Source organism: Butyrivibrio hungatei, assembly GCF_900101605.1.
Lineage (GTDB): Bacteria > Bacillota > Clostridia > Lachnospirales > Lachnospiraceae > Butyrivibrio > Butyrivibrio hungatei_B.
Genome location: NZ_FMUR01000009.1, coordinates 43549 through 69195 on the forward strand (window position 1 = coordinate 43549; position 25647 = coordinate 69195).

Annotated in this window: 18 protein-coding genes; all 18 read right to left on the reverse strand. The window is 41.4% G+C overall.

Features of this window, described 5'->3' with window-relative positions; genetic code table 11:
- Positions 1 to 11: 11 nt before the first annotated feature.
- Positions 12 to 875 (reverse strand): methylenetetrahydrofolate reductase [NAD(P)H], encoded by an 864-nt coding sequence (gene metF / locus BLP87_RS08095; RefSeq protein WP_074462246.1) that lies wholly within the window; start codon positions 873 to 875, stop codon positions 12 to 14.
- 17 nt (positions 876 to 892) lie between these two features.
- A complete protein-coding gene (purB, locus tag BLP87_RS08100; RefSeq protein WP_074462247.1) occupies positions 893 to 2326 on the reverse strand; it encodes an adenylosuccinate lyase in 1434 nt (477 codons plus the stop codon).
- Positions 2327 to 2356: 30 nt separating this feature from the next.
- Positions 2357 to 3802: an amidophosphoribosyltransferase gene (purF, locus tag BLP87_RS08105; RefSeq protein WP_074462248.1), complete on the reverse strand. Its 1446-nt coding sequence runs from the start codon at positions 3800 to 3802 to the stop codon at positions 2357 to 2359.
- Positions 3803 to 3925: 123 nt separating this feature from the next.
- Positions 3926 to 6292 carry a DUF2756 domain-containing protein gene (locus tag BLP87_RS08110; RefSeq protein WP_074462249.1) on the reverse strand — a complete coding sequence of 789 codons (2367 nt, stop codon included), beginning with the start codon at positions 6290 to 6292 and terminating at the stop codon, positions 3926 to 3928.
- Positions 6293 to 6584: 292 nt separating this feature from the next.
- A complete protein-coding gene (locus BLP87_RS08115) occupies positions 6585 to 7238 on the reverse strand; it encodes an ABC-2 transporter permease (protein WP_074462250.1) in 654 nt (217 codons plus the stop codon).
- A gap of 2 nt (positions 7239 to 7240) precedes the next feature.
- The gene (locus tag BLP87_RS08120) at positions 7241 to 8074 is read right to left on the reverse strand and encodes an ABC transporter ATP-binding protein (RefSeq protein WP_074462251.1); all 834 of its coding nucleotides are present in this window, start codon (positions 8072 to 8074) and stop codon (positions 7241 to 7243) included.
- A 12-nt stretch (positions 8075 to 8086) separates the two neighbouring features.
- Complete coding sequence (locus tag BLP87_RS08125) at positions 8087 to 8458, reverse strand: GntR family transcriptional regulator (RefSeq protein WP_026667250.1); 372 nt, start codon at positions 8456 to 8458, stop codon at positions 8087 to 8089.
- Between the two features lie 282 nt (positions 8459 to 8740).
- Positions 8741 to 9037, reverse strand: a complete 297-nt coding sequence (locus BLP87_RS08130; protein ID WP_074462252.1) for a hypothetical protein — start codon at positions 9035 to 9037, stop codon at positions 8741 to 8743.
- Between the two features lie 27 nt (positions 9038 to 9064).
- Positions 9065 to 11713 (reverse strand): AAA family ATPase, encoded by a 2649-nt coding sequence (locus BLP87_RS08135; protein ID WP_074462253.1) that lies wholly within the window; start codon positions 11711 to 11713, stop codon positions 9065 to 9067.
- Entirely contained in the window at positions 11710 to 12870 is a 1161-nt protein-coding gene (locus BLP87_RS08140) for a metallophosphoesterase family protein (protein WP_242871831.1), read from the reverse strand. The genes BLP87_RS08135 and BLP87_RS08140 overlap by 4 nt, the downstream gene beginning before the upstream one ends.
- Before the next feature lie 603 nt (positions 12871 to 13473).
- Positions 13474 to 14037, reverse strand: a complete 564-nt coding sequence (locus tag BLP87_RS08145; protein ID WP_074462255.1) for a SprT-like domain-containing protein — start codon at positions 14035 to 14037, stop codon at positions 13474 to 13476.
- 478 nt (positions 14038 to 14515) lie between these two features.
- Positions 14516 to 15703 (reverse strand): hypothetical protein, encoded by a 1188-nt coding sequence (locus BLP87_RS08150; RefSeq protein ID WP_074462256.1) that lies wholly within the window; start codon positions 15701 to 15703, stop codon positions 14516 to 14518.
- 52 nt (positions 15704 to 15755) lie between these two features.
- Entirely contained in the window at positions 15756 to 16610 is an 855-nt protein-coding gene (locus tag BLP87_RS08155; RefSeq protein ID WP_074462257.1) for a tetratricopeptide repeat protein, read from the reverse strand.
- Positions 16611 to 16628: 18 nt separating this feature from the next.
- Positions 16629 to 17927 (reverse strand): DUF5716 family protein, encoded by a 1299-nt coding sequence (locus BLP87_RS08160; protein ID WP_074462258.1) that lies wholly within the window; start codon positions 17925 to 17927, stop codon positions 16629 to 16631.
- Between the two features lie 14 nt (positions 17928 to 17941).
- On the reverse strand, positions 17942 to 21568 hold the full coding sequence (locus BLP87_RS08165) for a DUF5717 family protein (protein ID WP_074462259.1): 3627 nt from the start codon (positions 21566 to 21568) through the stop codon (positions 17942 to 17944).
- 80 nt (positions 21569 to 21648) lie between these two features.
- Complete coding sequence (locus tag BLP87_RS08170) at positions 21649 to 22866, reverse strand: ABC transporter permease (protein ID WP_026656896.1); 1218 nt, start codon at positions 22864 to 22866, stop codon at positions 21649 to 21651.
- A gap of 4 nt (positions 22867 to 22870) precedes the next feature.
- A complete protein-coding gene (locus tag BLP87_RS08175; RefSeq protein ID WP_074462260.1) occupies positions 22871 to 24079 on the reverse strand; it encodes an ABC transporter permease in 1209 nt (402 codons plus the stop codon).
- Positions 24072 to 25643 carry an efflux RND transporter periplasmic adaptor subunit gene (locus BLP87_RS08180; protein WP_074462261.1) on the reverse strand — a complete coding sequence of 524 codons (1572 nt, stop codon included), beginning with the start codon at positions 25641 to 25643 and terminating at the stop codon, positions 24072 to 24074. Before BLP87_RS08180 ends, BLP87_RS08175 begins: the two co-directional genes overlap by 8 nt.
- Positions 25644 to 25647: the final 4 nt, after the last annotated feature.

Below are 25647 nucleotides of genomic sequence, written 5' to 3' on the forward strand. Positions count from 1 at the left end.
CTCCCCTTTTATCATTTAATAATTGTAGAAAGATTCCTCATTATGCCAGCAGCGATATCAGGCTTGTTCATTGAATAAACATGTATATGGCTGACTCCGTTGGAGATAAGATCGATTATCTGATCGCAGGCATATATTATACCCGCCTCTTTCATCTTCTCGGGATCGTCCGCGAAACGGTCAACCATTATCTTCATCTTCTGCGGAATGGTCGAGCCTGAAAGAGAAACACTCCTTGCCACCTGTCTTGCGTTGGTTATTGGCATGATTCCCGGAAGAACCGGCACTTCTATGCCCTTTTCCCTTATCCTGTAAAGGAACTGGTACAACGTAGAATTGTCAAAAAACATCTGGGTTGTAAGGAAATCACAACCTGCATCCACTTTTTCTTTAAGATGAATGATGTCCTCCGACTGCCTTGCGCATTCTACATGTCCTTCGGGATAACACGCTCCGCCTATACATATATTTTCATCAAGCGATTTTATGTCGCTTATAAGCTGCGTCGCATGATCGTAATCATAGCAGATTCGTCCTTCCTTCGGAATGTCCCCCCTAAGTGCCATGATATTCTCGATTCCTTTTTCCTTGTAAACGGAAATCATGGACTTAACATCCTCTTTTGTAGACGATACGCATGTAAGATGTGACAACACGGTAACTCCGTACTTGTCTTGAAGATCCGCCGAAATATTCACCGTATTCTTACTTGTTCCGCCGCCTGCTCCGTAAGTAACGCTCATAAAATCAGGCTTAAGTGCGGCAATCTCTGCCGCAGCCTTCTCAACATCAGCGTACTTATCGTCAGTTTTGGGCGGAAAAACCTCAAAAGACAAAGTCACATCTTTGTTATTTAGTATGTCAATTATTTTCATATTGCCTCCGAGCGGTATCAAACATTGATCTCAGCGGTAAGACCGAGGTCTCCTTTGTTTGCATCCAATATAGGCTTTACAACTTCCGCAAGGAATTTATCTACCTGATGCGCACTGCATCCAACATACTTAGTGGGATCCATTGACGCCTTAAGCTCCTCGATAGTAAGCGGGAATGCGGGATCTTCTGCGATAAGTTCAAGAAGATTATTGTCTTTTCCCTCAACCTTAACTGTCTTACCTGCTTCCATGGAAAGCTCACGGATCTTCTCATGAAGTTCCTGTCTGTCTCCGCCTGCCTTAACGGCATCCATCATGATATTCTCTGTTGCCATGAAAGGAAGCTCAGACATAAGGCGCTTCTCGATAACCTTAGGATAAACCACAAGGCCGTCAACCACATTTATGCATAAATCAAGTATACCATCTGTTGCAAGGAATCCCTCGGGAATTGAAATTCTCTTGTTTGCAGAATCGTCAAGAGTTCTCTCAAACCACTGTGAAACCTCAGTAATAGCGGGATTGAGAGTATCAATGATGACATATCTTGCAAGTGAGCAGATTCTTTCACTTCTCATAGGATTTCTCTTATATGCCATTGCAGATGAACCGATCTGGCTCTTCTCAAAAGGCTCTTCAACTTCCTTGAGGTGCTGAAGAAGTCTGATATCCTGTGCCATCTTTGTTGCAGATGATGCAATTCCGGCAAGTACGTTAAGTACCTTCATATCAATCTTACGGCTGTAAGTCTGGCCTGAAACAGCCATGCATCCCTTGAAGCCAAGCTTTTCAGCAAGCATGGGATCGAGCTTATCAACCTTAGTAAGGTCTCCGTCAAAGAGTTCAAGGAAAGAAGCCTGTGTTCCCGTTGTTCCCTTTGATCCGAGAAGCTTCATATTATCAAGAACATAATCAAGATCCTCAAGATCGATAGTAAAATCCTGAAGCCAGAGTGTTGCTCTTTTTCCTACTGTTGTAGGCTGTGCAGGCTGGAAATGAGTAAATCCGAGTGTAGGCTGCGCCTTGTATTCCTCGGCAAACTTTGAAAGCTCTGCGATAACATTTATAAGCTTCTTTCTTACAAGCTTAAGCCCTTCCGTCATTATGATGATGTCTGTGTTATCACCAACGTAGCAGCTTGTTGCGCCAAGATGGATGATTCCCTTAGCCTTGGGGCACTGCTGGCCGTAAGCATACACATGGCTCATTACATCGTGACGAACTTCTTTTTCTCTTGCCTTTGCAACATCATAGTTTATGTCATCCTTGTGAGCCTTAAGCTCATCGATCTGCTCCTGAGTTATGTTAAGTCCAAGATCCTTCTCTATCTCAGCAAGTGCGATCCAAAGCTTTCTCCATGTCTTGAACTTCATATCCTGTGAAAAGATATATTGCATTTCTTTACTTGCATAACGCTCCGATAAGGGGCTTGTATAACGATCTGTACTCATTTCATTCCTCCTGATAAAAGACACATTCTTTTATTTCTCAAATTCTCCTCTGATGTCCTCAGTAGGCGGGGTAACCGGATAAGAACCTGTAAAGCAGCCCTTACAGATACCGAGATTTCCGCCAACCATCTCTTCAAGTCTCTCTATTCCAAGATAAGCAAGTGAATCTGCACCGATTATCTTGCAGATATCATCAACATTTCTATTATAAGCTATAAGCTGATCTCTTGCAGGGACATCGGTTCCAAAATAGCATGGCCACAGGAACGGAGGTGAACTTACTCTCATATGCACTTCTTTTGCACCCGCATCGCGAAGCATTCTTACAATTCGGTCTGAGGTTGTTCCTCTTACGATCGAGTCGTCAATCATAATGATCCTCTTACCCTCAACCGCACTTCCAAGTGCATTTAACTTAACCTGAACGCTTGATTCTCTGTTCTTTTGCTTGGGTTTAATGAAAGTTCTTCCTATATAAGAATTTTTTACAAAAGCCTGACCATAAGGTATTCCCGACTGCATTGCATATCCAAGTGCCGCAACGTTTCCGGACTCGGGAACGCCTACTACAAGATCCGCATCTATGGGTGAATCCATAGCAAGAAATCTTCCTGCAGCTATTCTGGCATCATATACGCTGATATTGTCGATAGTGCTGTCAGGACGTGCAAAATAAATATATTCAAAAATACATCTCGCATGTTTTTCCTTAGGGATACACATGCTCTTGTCGGACTGAATTCCAAACTCGGGAGAAATTGTAACTATCTCACCGGGCTCTACATCACGGATAAATGTCGCACCTACCGTATCAAGCGCACATGTCTCGGAAGCAAGGATATAACAGTTCTCTCTTCTTCCTATAACAAGGGGTTTAAATCCGTAAGGATCTCTTGCTCCGATAAGTTTTCTGGGCGACATGATAACAAGGCTGTATGCACCCTTTATCTTGAGCATAGCCTTTCCGACTGCCTCTTCGACAGACTTGGTCGCAAGTCTCTCTCTGGCAATATGATATGCAATTACTTCCGAATCGATTGTCGTCTGAAAGATTGCACCGGTATATTCGAGCTCATGACGAAGCTCAGGTGCATTGACAAGGTTACCGTTATGTGCAAGTGCCAAGGTTCCTTTTACGTAGTTTAGAACAAGCGGCTGCGCATTCTCACGCGTACTGCTGCCTGCTGTTGAGTATCTGACATGACCTACTCCGATGTCTCCCTTTAAAGTGTCCAATATCTCCGGAGTAAAAGCCTCATTTACAAGTCCCATATCCTTATGGCTTGTAACTTTTCCCTTTGGTCCGGTTGTGTCGCTCACGGCAATACCGCAGCTCTCCTGTCCTCTATGCTGAAGTGAAACGAGTCCGTAATATATAGATCCGGCAACATCGCCGCCGTCAAAATCATACATACCAAAGACACCGCATTCTTCACCAAGACGCTTATAATTCTCAGTCCTACCTTCGTAATTCATTTGTTCTCCTTGTTTTTAAAGAAAAAAATAACCTCAAACACCGAACATTTTAACATCATATCAGGTACGATTCAATCAGAACTTATTAGCCTCTCTACATTCTGTACGGTGCCAATAATCATCTTACTGCTGCCCCTGCTTCTCAAAATGGTTGTAGATCGCGCTAATCCCAAAGCACAGTATTCCGCTGATCAGGAAGCTGATCGCACGCCCGATCGTATTTTCATAAGTGATATCGTACATTATAAACTTAACAACACTGACCATAGCCAATACAAGTCCATATATTCGGAGCTCTTTTGCCCCAAAAATCTTGTTGAACCCAATGACTATGCACAGTATGGCAAAAGCCAAAACCGCAACGCTGACAATATAGCCTGCCGCATCATAACTGATAAGCGAAACCAGAAGGATTATGCCAAATTTAATTCCGGCGTACAGTTTTTCAGCACTTTTTCCTGCGAAATGCCTGCGAACGTTGACACAGGCAAGCGCTGTAGTAAAGGCAATATTTATTCCCTGCTGAATAGCTCCTTCGACCATATAAATATTGTAAAGTCCCAAAAGTAATCCCGCTGCATTTACACCATCAAGAACCATCAATGCCGTAATATTACTTACGCCCTTATCGTCCCTGTCAAACTTAAGCATCCGCATGAGCATGTTGAAGATTCCCACGGGGATAACCGCACACATAATCCTGAAACCGTCATTACCAAAAGCAGATTTATCTGCAACAGTCCAAAATAAAAGCGCAATACATGCCTGAACATAGAAATACCAAATAAACTTATATTCAAACGACTTTTTGACGACAAAACCTTCCATTACCAAAACTATGATTGCATATACAAGTTCCACAGCGCAGAATATGATGCTCCACTCGCCGAAATTCTCAAGCAAGGTCATCAGCGCCGCCAATATGATCGCCTGATTTCTAAAAAGAGCATACTCCTTCTTAACGCCGTAAACAGCAATCGGGAGAAGTGCGACAAAAAGAGCTCCGCTGTCAAAAAACTCCTGATATAAAATATATGTACCGATCTCCGCGATTGCAAACCAGGCAGTTATCCAAAAGCTCTTAAAGAACGATACTGTTTCGCTCTCTTTTTCGTTCCGCTGTAAAAAGGCTTCTGCTTCCGCAATCGCAGCAACACCAAAGAACACCATTAGTGCAATCCATTTCGGCATTTTCAGGCAGTCTGCAAGCAAAAGAAATGACACATAAAAGACAATCGCACTTGCACTTGCAAAAAATGTCTTATTAGCACTGTTAATAAGCTTCTTTCCGAATAGAAAAGCCGCAAAATATGCTGCACTGATAACTACAATAAGGCCTGCAGAAGCGGTTAAAGAAACGCATTTTTCAACATTATGACCAATCCGTGTTGCAAAATATAAAATTATCGCCAGATTTATACAACTTTGAATCGTTCGCTGCAAATTATCTTTTCTAAAGTTATACTGGAAGGCGCCTCCCATGATCAAAAGATAAACAAGAACAGGCAAAACCAAAGCTCCATCCTTTAAATTCCATGCAAGAAGCGCGGAAATGATATATCCCGCATTTCCGATAACCTGAAAAAGCTTGCTTTCTCTTTTGCCCATGTACAAAATAATTCCGGCCCAGACAAGCAAAAGGACATACATGGCCACATCGCCGATAACTTTAAAGTAGATCCTTGTCACAAGTATCGACAGATAGCTACATCCGATTCCGCACGCAAGAAGCGCTGTAAAAAAGGTGTTCCCAGGCCTCTTTTGATGCTCATAAAATGCAAATCCCGTAAGCGCAATGCTCACTGTGAACATCAGACTAATTTTGATCACGTCATTGAGATATGGAATAATGAGGCTTGCAAACAGAATAAGCGCTATGAAGATGAGTACGCTTGCAAACACACCCATCAAATGCTTACCTATCCACGACTCCGCTGAGTTCTTATTTGCATTATTAATATTGCGAAATGCGGACTGAGGATTCTGTTGATACGCAGGGTTTAATTGCTGCAGATTCTGTTGGTATGCGGAGTTAAATTGTTGCCTGTTCTGCTGATATGCTGGATTGAATTGCTGCCTGCTCTGATGATATGCCGGATTGAATTGCTGCCTGTTCTGCATAGGCTGATATCCAGTCTGGTCACTGTTCTGCTGCCCATTCATAGGCTGCGCCGGCGCCGCTCCTTGGGGCATCTGGCGATATTGCGATTGCATCCCCTGCGGTTGCAAAGTTCCCCGCATTTGAGGCTGTTGCATGTTTGGCTGCATCTGCGGCTGTGATTGCATAGGCGACTGCATTTGCGACTGTGGTTGTTGCATATTTGCTTGCTGCATGTTCGACTGTATCTGTGCCTGCATTTGTTGCAACTTTTTCTGCTCTTCTTTTATATCTACAACAGCATGTGTGGCTCTCGACAAACCAAGTTGAATCTGACCGACCTGGTACTTTATCGATTCAAGTTCCCTCTCCAATTCTTCTATCTGTCCCATACACTTAACTCCTCCGTTTTGCCAAAAAGTATCATTAAAAAGCGTTTCGCTCGCAAAATGGCGACGCGCGAGCAGTATTTCTAAGCAATAAACCGCCTGAAACATTTTCCTTAGTTCCAGGCGGTTAAATAATTCTGACATTTCTATTTTTTCTTATTCGTAATTATATATGAAGCGGACTCAGATGTACAGCACCTCACGCTATCCCGCTACCGATGCGGTTGCCGCTATCTGCAAGCAAGTAACCTCATGACTGTCTCGGCTTATTTCATCAAAATAGTCATGTTAACGTTCAAAACTCTCTCTTTTCCATGATCTTGTCACTTATAATAATAGATACAACAAGCCCGATGAGTATGACCACGCATGCTGCGATGCCCAAAATTTCAAAGCCAAAAAGATTACCAACTTCCAATATTGCAAGTCCAAAAAGATTACTTAAAATCTCCGTTTTCATTATCACAACGGCGATAATCGTCAAAGTCCCGAAACCCAAAGCCAGTACCAATCGACCTTTTTCAGCACCGAATTTAAGCATCACGGGAATCATTACACTGCAAATAAGAATACATATCGGCATAATAATGATACTATCTAAGAGAATATCCGCTATATTGATCATATTATACTCTTTTATGGAAGAAACTACTTTTACCAGATACGGAACAACCCAGCTCGCCAAAAGAAGAATCCCACAAAGAGCATACTTTGCTCTCGCGTAGTTTTTCCTTGCGTTTGGCATTGTCATCAAAAATACCATCCCATTGTCATGACTGTCGTATGACATCGTCGAAAAAGCCAGTATCATGGCCAGTATTGAAAAAAAGTCTATGAAAAAAACAATATTCTTTGTGTAGATCATCGCCACTATCATCAAAAAATATACCATAAAAAAACTTTTTCTCTGCTTAAGTAATATAAAATCCTTTATCAAAAAACTCTTCATAGTCAATTTCCTCCTAAAGTAAGCATGATAATATCATCAATTCTGCTGTTTTCCACTGCTATATTAGGATAATTATCAATATAATACTGCTTTTCATTTGTAAGACAGGTCACACTGAGGCTGTCTTTTCTGCTGACGGTTACATACTGTTTATCAAGTTCTTCAAACTCTTTTTCCGACATCTTGAGAACTCCGTACTGACCAAGGAGTACATCCGTATCCTCATGCAAAATAATTTTTCCTTTGTCAATCATGTATATGTCATCGCAAAGCCCCTCAAGATCTGTTGAGATGTGCGAACTGATAAGAATAGACCTCGTAGCGTCCTCCTCGAGATATTGCCTTAGCATATCCATCACTTCATTTCTTGCAAGAACATCAAGTCCCGTAGTAGGCTCATCAAGCACCAGAAGCTTTGCTTTGTGACTTATTGTCAAAAGAACTTTCAGCTTTGCTTTCATACCGCTCGAAAAGTCCTTCAAAAGCTTATCAAAAGGAAGTTCCATCTTTTGGCATAATTCCTTGAATTTATCTTCTTCAAATTCATCGTACATCGCATGCATAATGCGTGAAATATCATTGATGTTATAAAGCATGCTCATTCCGGAATCAGAAAAAGCCGCGCCTATGTTCTCCATATTTTTACCTGGAACATCACCCATAACCTTGATGCTACCTGCATCGGGATGTATAAGACCAAGTATAGCCTTTATAGCAGTGCTCTTTCCTGCTCCGTTCTTTCCGATAAGCCCTGTTACCGTTCCTTCCTTGATATCCATTGAAATATCAAGTTCAAAATCCTTATATTTCTTCTTAAGCCCATCTATCTTAATCATCATTTTCTCCTTTTATTCGCCCAGAATTATCTCCAAAATCTCACGAATATCATCATCCTTAAGGCCAAGTGCTCTGGCACGTTCAACCGAAACGGCAAACTCTTCTTCTATCGACTTCTTTCTGGCTTCAACAGCAAGCGCCATATCCGTTCCCGTAACAAAGCTGCCCTTCCCATGCACAGTAACAACAAAGCCTTCCTCCTCAAGTCGGTCATAGGCCTTCTTCACCGTAAGGGCGCTTATCTTAAGCTCATTTGCAAGTTTTCTTACTGACGGAAGCGCATCGCCCTCATTAAGTTCTCCACTTATTATCTGCTGCTTGATATTGTCCATAAGTTGCTCGTATACCGGCACCATAGATGAACCGTTTATCACTATCTGCATGTCTATTTCCTTTCCCGGAGCTTCCCGCCTGCGCAGTGCGGAAACCAAAACTTTCTGCAGTAAGTTTTTTCTCCGTTCATAAACAGTGTATAACAGCATATAACTGTTGTCAACTGTTATATGCTGTTTATTTTTTATGTTGGCAACAATGTAATAGCTAAGCAATCTTTATATAGCAAAAGGCAGCCACACCAAATTTAGTGCAACTGCCTTTATATGACCATAGTTCAGGTTCTGGCAAAAATCATCACTATTACGCCAATGTTGCCGAACATATTGACACTATAGATTATGCGATCTCACTTCTTCTACACATCCATTCTTACAATATATATCCACCTTAATTACATTTCTATATCTTCCGCCATTGGAATAGCGCCACTCATATTTCACTCTACCATTTTTCAACAAACTTTTATTGTACCTTCTTCCCATAATTTTAAACATTTTGCTCTCACTCATACCTACGTGAATTTTGTCAACACATTTTCGGCGCTCAAGTTTTATCACATATGCAATAACAATACAAGCCCCCAAAATAAACAAAAAAGCGAAATAAAAAAGTATAATAATACTCATCCACATTCTCCTTTGCAAAAGCATCCGTTAACATCTGCTCTTATGACATGAGAAGTACACTATCTGATATTCTTTTGATAGATCATCAAGAAACTTGACCGCACCGGACAGTCTGCTTTCATCCAGATTTACAAATGGATCATCAAAAATAAGAAACGGTTTTTCCATATCATACATTGCATCAACCATTGCAATTCTTCTACACAGACCAACAAGATCCTTATAGCCCTCACTCAATACCCCAAGCTCATGCAAGCTCCCTTTTTCTTTTAACTTAATATTGAGATTTGCATCAAGCTCATACTTTTCATCACTGTTTGAAATAATGTTATGATACTTTTCAAATGATTTCTTGATATCATCCATATATTTACCTGAAAAGTTCTGCTTTGCTTTCTCCAGATACTCTTTCGTCTTAGCAATAATCTGATATTTTCTCATATCAGCCGCATATTCTTCTTGTAGTTCCTCAAGTTCCGCCTCATCGCTTTCTATAGTTTCAAGCTCTTGTGCAGTCGTACCAAGTTGATCTCTGAAGCTATCTTCAAGATCTTCCACTTCAGCAATTTCTAGCTTCAACTTATTAAAGGATCCATTCAATTCCTCAAGAGAAGCTGTTTCTGCTGTGTAATCAATATCAATGAACTTTGTAACGTCGTTGTCCCTTTCAAAGGCCTCTTTTCTTTCGGTACTATTTTTTAAAGCATCCTTTGAATAGTTTAAACTAATAATCTTTTCATTCATCAAAGAAAGTTGATCTTTAAGATTTTCCTCAGGTTCAAATCCCATTGATATTATATAGTTCTTAACCTCATTTCCTACATCATCCCTCTCTTTAGAAGCTTTCTGCATCTTATCCATTTTATCCTTAAGCCTTGAATAATCTGATACATCACTTCTAAGTTGATAGAGTGCTTTTTGATAATCGGATTGAACATCCTGTCTGTAATTACCCAAGAATCCTGCAATAGAAATCGTTAAATCTTTTATCTCTTCCTCCCTTTCAGGAGATTCTCCTTTTTGCCACCTATCAGCCAATTCATCATAATCCTTAATAAGGCCTCTGATACGCGAAAGTTCTGCAGGCGCATCATATTCGTTATACTGCATCCCAAGCTTATCAAACATTTCGATACAGCCTTGCTCTACCCTCTTAATAAAATCCTCATCTTTTGCTATTTCATCAAGTAACTGCTCATATGCTGAATTATCCGTACTATTACCATCAGTCTTTTTCTTATTCTTTCCCGACGAAAGAACTACGCCTACTACAGAAAGAAGCCCTCCAACTAAAATAACGATTGCACCTAATGCTATATTCTTTGTGGTTACAATAATCGCACCTCCACTGATCACCGCAACTATACCGATCACAATAAGGAGCAGCCCCACTGTTTTATATGAAGATTCTGAACCACTATTCGCAGAATTAGCATTTTTAAATAATTCTGCATTCATCCTTTTTGAAGAAAGTACCTCTTTTTTGCTCTTTCTTTCGCCCCATTCATTTGAAAGATTATCGATTTCTTCCAAAGAAGGCTTGTAATTCTCAAAGAGTTTCTTTGCATCATCAAGTTTTCTTTTCTCTACATCAGAAAGTTGACTTGCATCCCTTTCCGATTCAAGTTTAGACAATTTATCTATGCTGCCCTCTATATCACGAAGTTTATCCTCATCAGGCACACCGGAATTAAAAAACGACTCCAAAGAAATCCTTTTCCGACTCTCATCATCTGACAACGCGAAGTTTTTCATTGTCTGAAGAGCGTTCTCATAATCATCACAACGTTTTATAACAGCGTCAATATCTGCCTTCTCAGGAACATCTTTAGGAAAAAAACTTTTTGCATTTTCATATTCCTGCTTGGCATTAGCTACCTGTCCGCATAATTCCTTATATCTCTCAGCACCTGCCTGCGAATCCTTGATAGCCGACACACGCACCAATTCTTTTTGGACAGCCTGCTGTTCTTCAAGTTTCTTTTCTTTTTTGTGTATCTGTTCTCCAAGTCTTCTCTCGAGTTCTGTGAAATTATCCACATAAAACTCTTTATTTCTAACCTTTTCATTAAGCTCGGAAATTCTCATGTTCAATTTACTAAGCTTACCTGTTGATCTATCCGGAGTAAGTCTGTTCATCTCATTTTTTAAAACAATCTGAACATCATCATAATTTCCCATATCTGCAGTCTGATCAGAAACATTGCCTATCTTTGCACTTATATTGGGTGTGACCTCTGTACCGCAATCCTGCTGCGCTATAAATACTGTTCTCATAAAAGACTCTAGATCGATACCAAATATTTCTTCGCCAATATTAGTAGAATAGTCATCTGATTTCAGATTTGTCGCATTGTCATATAATGCAAATTCATCAGATCCTGATTTCTTTTCTCCAAATCGTCTTTCCATACGATATTCTCTACCATTTACCGAAAAAACGATATTTCCGCCATAGGTCCCCATCTGCCATGGTCTATATTTTTTTCTCTCATTATCAACGATAGTCCTCTTGTTTTCTCCTATGAAACCATAGAACATAACGCGAATAAATGTGGCAAGCGTACTTTTACCCCATCCATTATCCTCGTGTATTATGCTCTTTTCATCATCGAATGAATAATCAAAATTCTGTAGCTTTCCAAAACTCTCTATGTGGCAACTGACCAATTTCATAATTCGATATCCTCCCCATTAAGCGCTTGAAAACCGCAACGAATTATTTCAGCTTTTTCTTCCTCGGTAAGCGATTCATCACCTTTAACAATTCTTACGAATTCTCCTTTGAGCGAAGCATCGAGTTCATAATCATTATAGTCAACTGCAATTTTGGTTTTGTCCTTAACTTTAGCAAAATAAAAACGTTCCAACAATATTTTTGCTAGATATTCTGTATTCTTTTCACAATCAACTTCAATGTCACCTGTCAAAACAATCTTTAACAGATCCTTTGTTTCAGACTTCTGTAATCCTATTGCCGCATCAATCTTTCCTCTAATATCAGCGTTAGTTTTGCAATCTGAAATATCAACCGGAATTTCATAAAGATGTCTCTTTGCAAAATCTATAAATTCCGTATTGTACGTAAAATCACCTTCATCTATATCAAGTACAACAAAGCCATGCTTTCCACATTCGTCAAATCCTCTGCCTTCAAGGCATCCACAATAGCAATATTTACCTCTTGGCGGCAAACTGCCTTCCTGATATTCATGTATATGTCCAAGAGCAAGATAATCAATATTCTTGTTGCGCAGATCAGATAAGCTTATGTTGTCTGGAGAAGTCTTGACCTGATACGTTGATATCTGCCCATGCATAGTAACAATATTGAAATCTCTTGGATCCAACAAGAGGGATGAATATACAGTGCTTATGTTATCATTACTAAGCTCTATCCCAGATAGTGTGATTCTTTTTCCTTCCTTTTCAAATAAATTATATTTTTTCCAACTCTCTTCAAATAAATGAAGATTATCAGGTATCTCTTTAATAGCATCGATGAAATGGTCTCCACCTCCATGATTGCCCTTAAGATAATAAAAAGCGATATCTTGATGAGAGACAATAGCATCCACAACGCTATTGCGTGTCCCAGCTGAAAAAGACTTTGTATCAAACAAATCTCCGGCGATTATGACTGCATCAATATTATTGTTTTCGGCATAATCAACCATTCTCAAAAACGTGTCCAATATCTCATGTTTTCTCTCTTTTGCCTTTACCTTATCTAAATTTGCCGTCATTTGTGAATCTAGATGAATATCTGCACAATGTATTATTTTCATTGACCGCTCCTTGCTAATATCTTCTTTTGGGATTGCAAAAATCATAATCTCTTATTACTATTATACTATGTATACGCCCAAGCAAATTGAATATCGATAAATTAGTACCTTTTTCCCATGCATTTCAAAAGCTTATAAACAACAACTACGTCAAACATTGAAACTCATAACAAATTCACCGCCTGAAAAGAATGTTCTTCAATTCAAACGGTGAAACATGTTCTGCTATTGTTTTATCTAGTATTAGTGCCATCAAATACCTCAACCTTTTACGAAGAATAAATTGTCATTCTGCAAGGGGATTGACGACACCAACGTAGATTACAACAAGTTAGACAATTACTATAGTCTACTTATTTGGTTACAGTAGCACTGCACTACCAATATAATATCTCGCAGACTTTTAATCATCCACTTCACTTCGCAACTGATCAAAATCCCTCTTCTTAGCCCACTATATATGCGAGCATCAAAAAATTTGAAAACTTCCCCAATTGATGCTTTCAACACATAGCCTAGAGTATGTGAAGCATCAAATTTCCGAAAATGTATCAATTATGATGCTTTGAACGCTCATTACTTTCATTTTAAGCATCAAAAAAAATATAAACTCATAATTTTGTTGCTTTTCCCATAATACTAATAATGCTAACTACCGGATTTATCCACATTTATATATGAGGCGACCTCAGATGAACATGAATTTACAGTCTTTCTCGACCAAGCAACGGCTCCGCACTTTGCACAGCCGTAGTGGCGATAATTTCTTGTAAACTTGCTATCACGCTTGCGATAGATTGTGGCACCACAGCCGCCACAGGTAAATACATACTTTATTGCCATTTCAGAGGCCTTGTAATTCTCGATGCCTTTTTCACAGCCTTCGGTCACTCGTTTGATATTGTAGCCGTAAGCACAATTCATCAGCTCGGCGTACTGCTTCCACTTGCCCATATGTCGCATGCAACCTTTGCAGGTATGAAGAAGCTCATGGATAATTGTTTCCTTGCAGGCTTTTTCAGAAATCCTGTCATCAACAAGAAGTCTCTCCGCAATCTCAATCTCATAACTTCCGTCACGTTTTAATCTGCACAAGCCCCAACGAGTCTTGGCTCTTCTGTTCACAGACCACGAGTCAATCTTGCCAAGCTCTATTCCAAGACAAGTAATCTCACTAATACACTGCTCTCTCAAAAAAACAAAATCCTTCATACCAAACCATAAAACTCCAAATAATCTATATAAAAAAACAGCTTTATGACTTTTTATTGCATTTTACTCCAAATAAGTCATGGCATTTCCTTTCACAACGAGGTTTCTTACTGCATTCGTATGACTTTTTATTGCACTTTCTTTAAAAAAGGTCATACCATCTCCCTTCTAAGCGATGGTTTTCACTGCTTTCTCATGACTTTTTATTGCACTTTCTTTAAAAAAGGTCATACCATCTCCCTTCTAAGCGATGGTCAACGAGGATTTTCGCCACATTCTCATGACTTTTTCAGCATATAATCATCAAAAAAGTCATATCCCCGCAAAAATAGACCTCCGTCACATACAAAAGACACCCACCAAAAAAGACCCCCGTCACATACAAAAAAACTCCACCAAAGCCCCGCTTCGAAAGCCTTTCAAAAAGCCCCCGCCAAAAGCCACGCCAGAAGCCCGTTCAGGCCCCAGCTCCCAGGCTTCACTCCCTATCCTCATACTTCGAAACCATATCGAGGATTTCCTGCGCGTACTCAGGGTACTGGCGCGCCATATCTTCCACTTCGTTCTTGGCATTGCCTGCAACGATGTCCTTGTTGTATTCCATGCGCTTTCTCAAAGACTGACGGCGTACATTAAGGCTGTGCCTTATCTCAACTTCTTCGTTATGACTAAGAAGCGCCTCTGCCTGATGAATCCAGATCTCGGGGTCGCGTACCCTAAAGTGCCTTAGCATATAGATGAGATCCTTCTGATTTGAATCCAGAAGCCTTCTGGCATCTTCGATTTTCTCACGTTCCTTGCGCTCTCTGAGATACTTGTTATAAAGTTCCGTAAGTTCCGATGAACTCATGACCCTGTACTTCATGCGAAGATAATCAAGCAGATTTGTATTGTTTACATATCTTACCTTAACCTGATTTTGCAGCATTATAAGCCTTGATATCGACTTCTTCACATTCTTAAGCTCAACCTGCGCGTTGGTACTCTGCACATATAGCACCGTTATCGCGATTGCCGCAAGAAGGATCAGCATCATATAGCCATAGATAACATTAAGCTTTAATGCAAACTGGAGTATCAAAAGAAAAACTATCATAACCACAAGAACAACGCCCACGGTAATGGTCAGTTTCTTCGAATTTTCAATAGTTTCGTTAAGATCGTCTTCTCTGAAAATATAAGCCTCATGCTCAGAATCAAGACGCTTAAGATCATTCTTTATCTTCTTCTGGAAAGTTTCCGCTTCGAGAAGTTTCTCGGATGCTTCCTTCGCATTGTCCTTGAGTCTGTCCATACGTTCAAACTCTTCGTCCGTCATCCTGCTCTTTCTCTTGTCAAACTTCTCCTGAAATTCCCTTGCCTCAACAATCTTTCTGGCGCAGTCGTCAATCTCTTTCCTCTGCTCGGGCGGAAGCGCATTGATTTCCTCCATGTCCCGCAGATGACTCGTGACATCGTTGTACTCAAATTCAAGAGCATCTAGCTCTCTCGCAGCTTCCTCCATCTGCTGAAGGCAGCTTCCAATATATTCTCTTCTCTGAACCGGATCGTTCATATCGAGATCTTTTCTCGTATAAACTATGTCACTCCAGTTCTCAAGCTCAGCCTGCTGTTTTTTCCACTCATCGGCTGCGGACTTATGAAAAATCTTGTCCCAAAACCCCATTCTTTACTCCCATTGCCGCATCCGGCAAACAACATATTCATTCGGAACCTGCTCATCTCCTTGAGCCGGCGGTCTTTTCCTTGACAGTCTCCCTGTACTTTGCCTTTATACTCTCGGTAAGTTCACCGATTTTCTCATAATACTCGTGCATCTTCCCCTCAGCCTTATATACACCAAGCGTTCCGATCACGTGATTCTCATCGCTTGCAGCATACAGATCCGCACACTCATTCATCCTCTTCTCAAGTTCCAGAGAAGTTTCATATGCTTTCTTATCCTCAGCGACAAACTTAACATACTCTTCATCCGACATCTTCATACGAAGCGCCGCAAGATACTGAATATACGACTCCTCATCCTTACCGTCTTCATAGGCCTTCATGAACAGCTCCGCCGCTCTGTCGAAAAGAAAAAGTCTCGCATACATCACACCTTCGTTGTGCTCAATCCTCGCTCTGATCGCAAGATCGATATCCGGCGTATTCTCAAGCAAAAACTCATATTCCTTAAAAGCCATACTGAACTTCTCGCTCCGCATAAGGAAATCCGCTCTCGCAAGCTTCTTGCTGTAAATATCCATCCCCGCATTTTCACGAAGTATGCTCTCTGTGCGTTCAATCTCCTTGCGCGTATTGTAGCCGACATAATCAAGGATTGTTCCCGCAAGCGCCGCAACCGAGCACTTCTTCGAAGCCATACCTCTAAGCTCGTCGGCAAGTTTCACAAGCGAACATTCCTTGTCTATCCATGTAAAAAGATCGTCTCCAAAACTCTCTTCATCGAGCAAAAAAGCATTCTGTACAATGCAATAGCACAATTCCTCTATGCAAAAGACATTCCTGCCAATTTTTTCCATATGAAACGGCGTTTGCGCGTATGTTCCTATGCACAATATCGGTTTATTCATATCTGCTGCCCACTTTCATTAAAGTTCTATGATCTGTTCCCATGATTTGCCGGATGCAGGGAAAAGTTCTCCAAATCCCATATCAACAACTCTCACGTTCACTTCGCTGACAGAATTCATGTTCATCAAAATCCTCAGCCTCGTTGTTCCGGGCGGCCTCTTCTCAAGTCCGTCAAGATAGAGCTGCACCATCTTCGGCATCTTGCCTGTAAGAGGCGTCACCTGGATATTAAGTATTCCGCTCTGATCCATGATGATATCCATTCCCGTCTCGGCTTCGTACCAGTTTATTCCCGCATCAAGAAGTGCACAGTACACTTCCGTTCCGCATTTTAAAAGATTTATTCCAAGATTGGACTTTAGCTTATCTTCACCCAGAAAAACAAATTTCACCGGCTTTGTGGGATTTATCCTCTCCCTCGCCGCAATACTTGCGCCCTTGCTGAACATGTTGTTTCCCTGAAAAACTCTTCTTGTCCTGCACAAAAACTCAAGCGACCTCTTCTGCCATTTCTCTCTGAAACCATCGCCCAAAAGAAATACAGTCGAGATAATCTTCTCACTGCACACCTTCTGCATCACGGTCAAAAATTCATCGTCAAGCCTCTCGCACATCTTGTGATATGCCGCACCCTCTTTGGGAAATCCGTCCGCAGAAAACTTAAGCTCATCATAGGTGCTCTCTTCAATCGTCGCAACAACGGGCGTCGTATTGTGATTAAGAGACATCTCGTACACTCTCAGCGTCTCCATATCAAAGTCACATGCGACAACCGTGTGATTCATAAGTTCTTCCGGCTGATACAGCATATAATTGTAAAAACTTTCCTCGTGGCTCTGATAAAAGATATTCTCAGTCTTAAACTCAAGCGCCGACGTCACGGCATTCAAAACCTGAATCATCCTGTGATCAAGAGACCTCGTGGTAAACATTATCGCCTCGACATTATCGAGAGAAAGTTCCATTGACAAAAGCGACAGACTTCTTTTTATAAATAAGGTCAAAAGAGCTATCGGATCGTATTCGCCGTCTCCGACAGCCACAGGCTTTCCCTCCCTTGCGGCGCTCACAAGGCCGTATACCGGAAGTCCGTCCTGTTCCTCTATGTGACGCACAGCCTCTTTTCCGTAGAACCACTGGTTTACATCATTTTTTTTGCAAAGAACGGTAGGAATATTATAAAGTTCGGATCCTGCAAGCACCGATAAAGTTTCCGGCATATCCGCATCTGATGCCAGAAAACTTATCTGTGAGACCTTCTCTCCCAGATCATATCCAAGTACAAAACGTCTTTCCTCAGAATTTCCAAAAAGCATTTTATATCTTCCTCTTACTCTTCACTGTTTCTTTTTTCCTGTATCGGTTTAAAAATACCGTTGCAGACAAAGTTCTTATTATGATATTCCGCAAGGAGCTTATCCACAGTATCGTAATCCTGAAGCGTCTCTCCTATCATAATGTCATTGATAAGACTGTATCTGCTGTTGCTGTCGCTCTGATTCTTTGTAATATCACTCTTTTGGATAGTTCCGCTCTCTGTAAGAGCATCCTCGTTGTCTTCCTTATCCTCGGTAATGTAATACTGAAGCTGTTCTCCGAAAAAAAGAACGAAAGCACAGACATAAATTCCCTCGTACATCTCCTGAAGTTCGATGCTGTGGTACTCATTGTCCTCTTCACCCGCAAGTCTGTAGTGAATGTGGCAGTGAGTTCCCGGCTCCGTGCGGTATTCAAGCATCGTCTTATCCGCAAAATGCGAAAGTTCCGGAACAATTTCCGAATACTCAAGATAGAACGGGAAATATATATTGTTTGCCATAAGGCTCTTTATAAATACCTTTGCGACGTCTTTGTTTACCGTCTCCTCGGAGCTCTTTTCCGTAGCATAATATCTGAGATATGCAAGCTTGCACACATCCTGTATAGGAAGCTCCTGAACCGCCAAAGCCTCTATCCTCTCAAAGATATACCTGTCGGTAACACTTCCGTGCACAAAATAGTCGTATGCCCCAAGTGACAAAAATGCCATCTCAATGTCCGCATTTGCTCCGCTTCGCACATATGACTTGAAAATATCTATCTTTTCACCGATATATGAACCGCTGAAAAGCATCTGAACAAGCATCCTCTCCGAAAGAGAATAAGTATCTATACCAAAAGCTTCCGCAGCTTTCCATATATCTCTCATCTCTTTTACGGTTCCCGAAAAATTCTTCTCAAGATACTTAAGAAGCTGCTCGTCATACTTGCCGTTTACAAATGCGTAGTAGGCTATCTCGATCTCTTTTGCCGAAACACCCAGATCATCCTTATCAAGGAGTCTGTTGCACATTCTAAGTATCACTTTGGCGTCTATTCCATACGTTCCGTAAGTTCCCATCCACTCAAGCGCCTTATCGCACAGACCGCCGAGAACCATAAGCTCTATGATCTCGCTGCGCTCATGCCCCTCCATGCTGATGGGATCGATGGCCAAAAGATACTCCGTAAGCTGCCTTGTAAAATCATTGTCGTAATAAAATCTCACAAGACTGCTCTGTATCTCGTTTCTGTATTCCTTTTTTACAAACTCCGACTCGGCAAGGTCTCTGTACCTTCCGACATTCTCCATATCGATGGTGTACGCGTTTTTGCCAAGATCGCACAAAAACAGATCAAGATTCTCTCTTCCCTTCTGAATGTAAGGAATCGCATATCCCGATAGCTTACCGGGAATCATCATCTTGATATTGGAATAAGGCACGCTCACCGCATACCTGTTTTCATCATGGTCTACCAAAAGAACCGTATAATCGCTTCCGTACAACGGCACAAATGCACGTCCTCCGCTCATCGGATAGCGCATCTCTTTCGCGCACTTATCGTATATTACGCAAACTCCGCACATCTTCTGATTGTCAGTCTTTATCTCAGATGTATAAAGAACCGCAAGAACTTTGGATGCATTGGAAGCATCAACCATCTGCTTGGTCAAAAGATTTTTATAAAGATATCCAAGGTCTCTTCCCACGCGCCCTTTATCAAGCTGCGCCATAAGATACTTCTCGATCTGAGGCACATAGGTATCGTAAAGTTCCGGATACTCCTGGCGTCTTTCATGTATATATCTGTAAAGGATTGCATTTTTATCATATTCAAGAGTGCTCTGATACGAGAAATACATGAGAACCATCCTGCTTATCTCGCAAGGAAGCTGTCCGTCATCTTTTACATAAATGGACATCATATAATACTCATACAGCCTCGTTATCCTAAGCTCCCTGTCAACGCCCTTTTCATACCACTCAAACGCGTACCTGTCGGTCACTCCGCCCTTTATCAAAAGAGATACGATAGCTTCAAGCACATCATCGCTTCCCTTTATCTTATAGCAGGCCTTGAGTATTCTAAAGAGTCTCTTGTCAAAGTTCCTGACTCTTGCCGACAGATAAACGACCTGATCGATAAGATTAAGGCTTAAAATCTCTTTTTTTGCCCCGTACTCAAGGATACTGAGTTCCTGACTCTCAAGCCTTGCGAGGATTGAAGGCGCTTCGTTTAAAATATTCATTCCCTCAAGGTACAAAATAGGACTCATACAGCCGTGTGAAAGCTGCTCGCCGATCATCATCCACTTTCTCTGGCCGCTCATCACATGGTCTTCGCTCACATATTGAAGGAGCCAGGCAATTCGCCAGTTGTCGGGATTTCTTCTAAATATCCCTTCAAGCCTTTCGGAGACGTCATTTATAACCCTGTCCTCTTTGCTGCAAAGAGATGTCAAATAAAGATGATAGCTGTAGAGCACATCCCCCGGTACATTTTCAACTTCCATTGCGAGCTGGTCGAGAATCCACTTACCTTCGTTAACTCTGCCCGCAGTTATATAATATTGAGCCGTATAGAGCCTAAACTCAATATCCTTATCATCAAGAGCGTTCATCTTGGATATTATTTTGCCCGTCTCGGAAACCCACACTCTCGAAGTTATCTTCTTGCACCTAAAACTCTCATATGTCTTAACGAGCTGAACCACGAGTTTCTTCTTCTCCTGATAAGCGGCGGAAGGATGTTTTCCCGTAAGATTCACCGAAACCGTAACAGGAAGTTCCACCTTGAAGAAAGCATTGCAAAAGACAATCTTTCCGAAATTATTGCCGCTGTGAAGCTTCTCTGTCCTAAGACGAAGCTTGAGATGGCAGCTGCTTCCGGTAAAATCATCTTCCGTTATCTCGTATTTATCGAGCATGATGAATTCGCCTTCAACCAGAATACTTAATCTGCTGTAGCCCCAGCCGTTCCTTGTTATGAGAATACCGTTATCGTGCGGAAGTCCGGTATAGTCAATCACAAGTTCCTTTTGATCAAGCAAAAAACTCATCGGGCGCTTCTTACTTATCGCAATAAGAAACTCCTCTACGTTCTGCTCATTTCCGGGCACGCAGGAAAGTCCTCTGTAAAGGCTCTCGTACTGCTCGTCATTTCCCTTAAATATTGAAATAAAGTCACTTGAATAAAAGAGGTCGATTGCCTCTTCCCAATCAGTCTTTGCCAAATTTGCAAAATGAAAAAGATTCTTGATGTCACCAAGGCTTGATGCAATCTGCTCATGCCTTACCGTGACAACGAAAGGGAGAACGTACTCTCCCTGATTTGATACAATTCGAAAATCTCCCTTGAGCACATCGCCCTGCGAAAGCCCACGGGAATTGAATCTATAAGATACTTCATAAGGAGAACCGGAAAAATTCTCGGTGAGAACCTCCATCCTGATCTCAGTGGAGCTTACTTTTCCGGTAACCAGCTTATCTTCAGGTCCGAATATGGTAAAAGAGCCTTCGGAAGTTTCACCTGAACTAACCAAAAGCTCAATACGCGGAGTTGAAAAATCTAATTTCTTCTCCGCATACTCATATTTTCCCTGTAAAATTCTCTCAACTATCTCTCTCACGCCGCACCCCATAATACTTTCATCCATTTTAGTATACCACGATAATGCGACGCATTCATTAAAAGATTATCCTGTTTTTATAGTGTTCAATGAAACACCCCTATCAATTACTCACTCCTGAGTGCATCGATAGGATTGAGCTTGGCGGCACGCCTTGCGGGGTAGATACCAAAAAACAGGCCTATTCCGGTTGAGATTGCAACGACACCTGCTATAAGAAAAGGATTGACTACAAAGCCGAATCCGGCCACCATGCAGGCAAGTTTGGCAAATAAAAGACCTAAGATTATGCCGATGATTCCACCGATGGATGTAAGGATTGATGCCTCGGCAAGGAACTGCGTGAGGATTGAAGATGTCCTTGCACCAAGGGATTTCCTTATTCCGATCTCTCTCGTTCTCTCGGTAACAGATACCGTCATGATATTCATAACACCGATACCTCCGACCAGAAGAGAGATACTCGCTATAAGACTTACTACTGATGTTATTACATCAAGGATAGTCTCCGATACGGTGTCCATTCCTTCCGTCGATTTAACTTTAATCGCACTTTCGCCTCTAAGCCCCATGACATTCTCTACAACACTCTTTATCTTGGCTTGGGCTTCATCTTTATTGTCTTTGTGCACATATGCAGATGCCGAAGTAAACATGTTATTTACGTCCTTGTCGCACATATCAGGGACAACAGTATATGGTATATCAGGCATAAATATCGGATCGTTTCCATACTGACCTGCATACGCCTTATCCATCGAAGTATCCTCTCTGATACCGACTACGGTGAATTCCTTCGTCTTTTCACCGACAGTGGCTTCAAACGTTTCTCCGACAGCCTCTTCATACCCAAACAATGCAACTGCAGCCCCTTGGCTTATAACGCACACATAATTACATTCATCAACATCATCGCGGGTAAAATAGCGCCCGTGCACAATCTTATTTCCAGTGGTAAAACGCTTCACATCACTTACTCCGGTAAAATACAGACTGTAAGAATCTTTTTTCCCGTCAGACGTTCCAAACATATTTACACTCGGTCCAAATCCGTATATATTACCCATACTGCGCTCTACGGCAGCCATATTTTCAGGCGTAAAGCACTTATCGGTCTTGCTCTCATCAATAGATACATCTATCGTCAAAACATCCATGTCTTCAAACTGCCCGTTGGCGGTAGCCTTAAGACCGTCTCCGATAACGAGGATCGTAAGTACCGACGCTATACCTATTATGATTCCAAGCATTGTAAGAAGCGATCTTCCCTTATTATTTCGTATGCTTGCAATCGCACTTTTTAAATATTCTCCTGCTTTTCCCATATTTTCACACTCTCAATGCATCAATCGGTTTCATTTTTGCAGCCTTTCTTGCAGGATAAAGACCGAAGACAAGGCCTACCATTATTGAAAATAATGCTGCTCCCACTATCGCTGTAGGTGGAATGAAAAGCGGCATATTGATCATCTTGCACATCACTCTTGCAAGAACTATTCCAAGTATAATTCCAAGTACTCCGCCCGAAAGCGTAAGGATTGCCGCCTCAGACAAAAACTGCATGGTTATCGCTCCCGTTCTTGCACCGATGGATTTTCTTATTCCTATTTCCCTTGTTCTCTCCGTTACAGACACGAGCATGATATTCATAATGCCAATTCCACCAACGAGAAGCGATATAAATGCAACAAGGATAAGGAATGTACTTGCTTTGCTCATAATCGTATCAATTGAATCCGACATGTCCGCCATGCTGTAAGAAGAAATTGCATTTGCTCCTCTAAGCCCATGCGCATTTGTAAGTATGACCTGTGCCTCATCGCATCTTTGCTGTAAGACATCCTGATCTGTGAAAAGATACAGCTGAGACCATTTACCTATATCGTACCCGTAATCTGAAGCAAACGATGTATACGGAACCTCAATCGTAGCTGAATAGTCCATATCCTGTGTAAAGAAATCATACATCTCATTTGTATTATCTCTGATGCCAACAACGGTATAATTAGCTGATTTTCCGTCTATTAATAGTTCTATCTCTTTTCCCAGACATTCATCGGTTCCAAAGAGCTTTTTTGCATCATTTTGCAGCATAACGCATACTCTCTGAGCTGATTCCACCTGCTGCTGAGTGAAATAACTTCCCTTGATAATTTTATTTGGATATTGATATTCAATCACTTCCGTTCCGCTCTCTACAGAAGCAAGGAACGTTCCTCTGGGTCCCTTAACCTTTCCTCCAACGTAATAATCCGGCGATGCACCTTTTATATCAGGTAACTCTTCCTTTAGCAGAGAAATATCATCCCGGGTAAAAAAGTCGGTAGTCTTCGACGTATCGATGCTGATCACACCGTAATTACCGTATATTCCGTTGATCTGGTCTTTAACGTACTGCTTCATTCCGTTACCGAGAGCAACCACCGCAATAACAGCCGCTATACCTATGACAATACCAAGCATTGTCATAAGCGTCCTGTAGCCGTTATGCTTCATCTGCTTTATAGCACTTTTTATATACTCACCTAATTTACTCATTCTTCGCTTCCATAACCGCTACCGGCATTCCGTCAGTAAGCGTATCAAGATTTGTTGTTATTACCTTGTCATTTTCTGTAAGGCCTTCTGTGATCTGAGCTTCCGTACTTGTTGAGATGCCGATCTTAACAGGTTTCTTTACGGCTGTTCCGTTCTCAAGAACAAATACATAATCACCCTCTGCATCCGTAACTACATACTCATAAGGAAGAACAATGGTATTATCAGCCTTCTCGGCATGAATCTTGTTGTTTGCCTCTACTCCGAGGATTATGTCTTTATCAGGATTTGTAACTTTGATCTTGGTATCTACAACAGCTACACCGTTGGCATTTTTTGTGGCAGAACCTGAGATCTGTAAGATCTCACCGTTGTAATCTTTACCGTTGATCTTGATATCAACCTTCTGGCCTACCGAGATCTTGGGAAGATCTGTCTTTGACACCTGAACATTTACCTGAACGTCATCAAGGTTTGCAAGTGTAACAATCTTTGTTCCGCTTGCAACTGTAGCACCTTCTACGATATCGACCTCTGTAACAACACCGTTAAAATCAGCCTTAACGCCACCCTTTGCAGCCTCCAGTTTTGCGATAGCATCTCCCTGAGTAAGCTGTGCTGTTTCAAGTGATGCCTTTGTGGACTGAACCTGTCCGCCGTTTACCTGAGAAGCTTTTGCTGTTGTAAGATGAGACTGCTCCTCTTTAAGGTTTGTGATCTGATCGTTCCAGCCCTTTATCTCAGAATCATGAGCGATTGCATAATTTACATCAGCGATTGCTTCATTCAAAGCAAGTGCAACCTGCTCGTCGTTTTCTCTTCTCTCGTTATAATCGAAATCCTCTTCCGTTCCGTCAAGCACGCCATCCTGGTCAAGATCGAGCTTTGTCTTGTTAAGATCTGAAAGTGTCTTTTCCATACGATTTGTCTTCTCTGTGATCTTATCATTCAAAGCATTGATCTCTGCTGTAATCGCATCAATCCTGTCATTGATCTGCTGCGCGTTCATGCCTTCAGCATACTTTCTGTCAGCAGCTGCGGTCTCGGGGAAAAGAGCACTGTATGAACCCTTAGCCTGTTTGATTGCAAGCTGAGCCTGCTTCTCTGCAAGATTAAGCTCTTTTTCATTGAAAGTATAGAGCACATCGCCGTTTGAAACCTTATCACCAACCTTGACATTAAGCTTTTCAACGGGTGCAGCAACATCTGCGAAATAACTCTTTGTCTCAGCACTTTCAACAGTTCCTGAAACAGAGAGAATATTCTCAATTGTTCCCTTCTTGATATCTGCCGTTTCAACGATCGTTACGGCATTCTTGGCTCCCAAAACACCTTTTACAATGAAAAAGATAAGAAGAAGAGCCACTACGCCGATTACTATCCATTTTTTCTTGATCTTCTTTTTGGGCTTTGCCGACTGCTCAATTTCATCTTCATCATATTCATCGTAAATTTCTACACTGCTGCCTGTTGTCTCTTTAATCTCGTTATTGCTCTCCGCAGCGGAAACCTTTTTTTCTTCTTTATTTTCCACTTCTTTGTTTAACTCTTTATTGTCTGCCATTTTC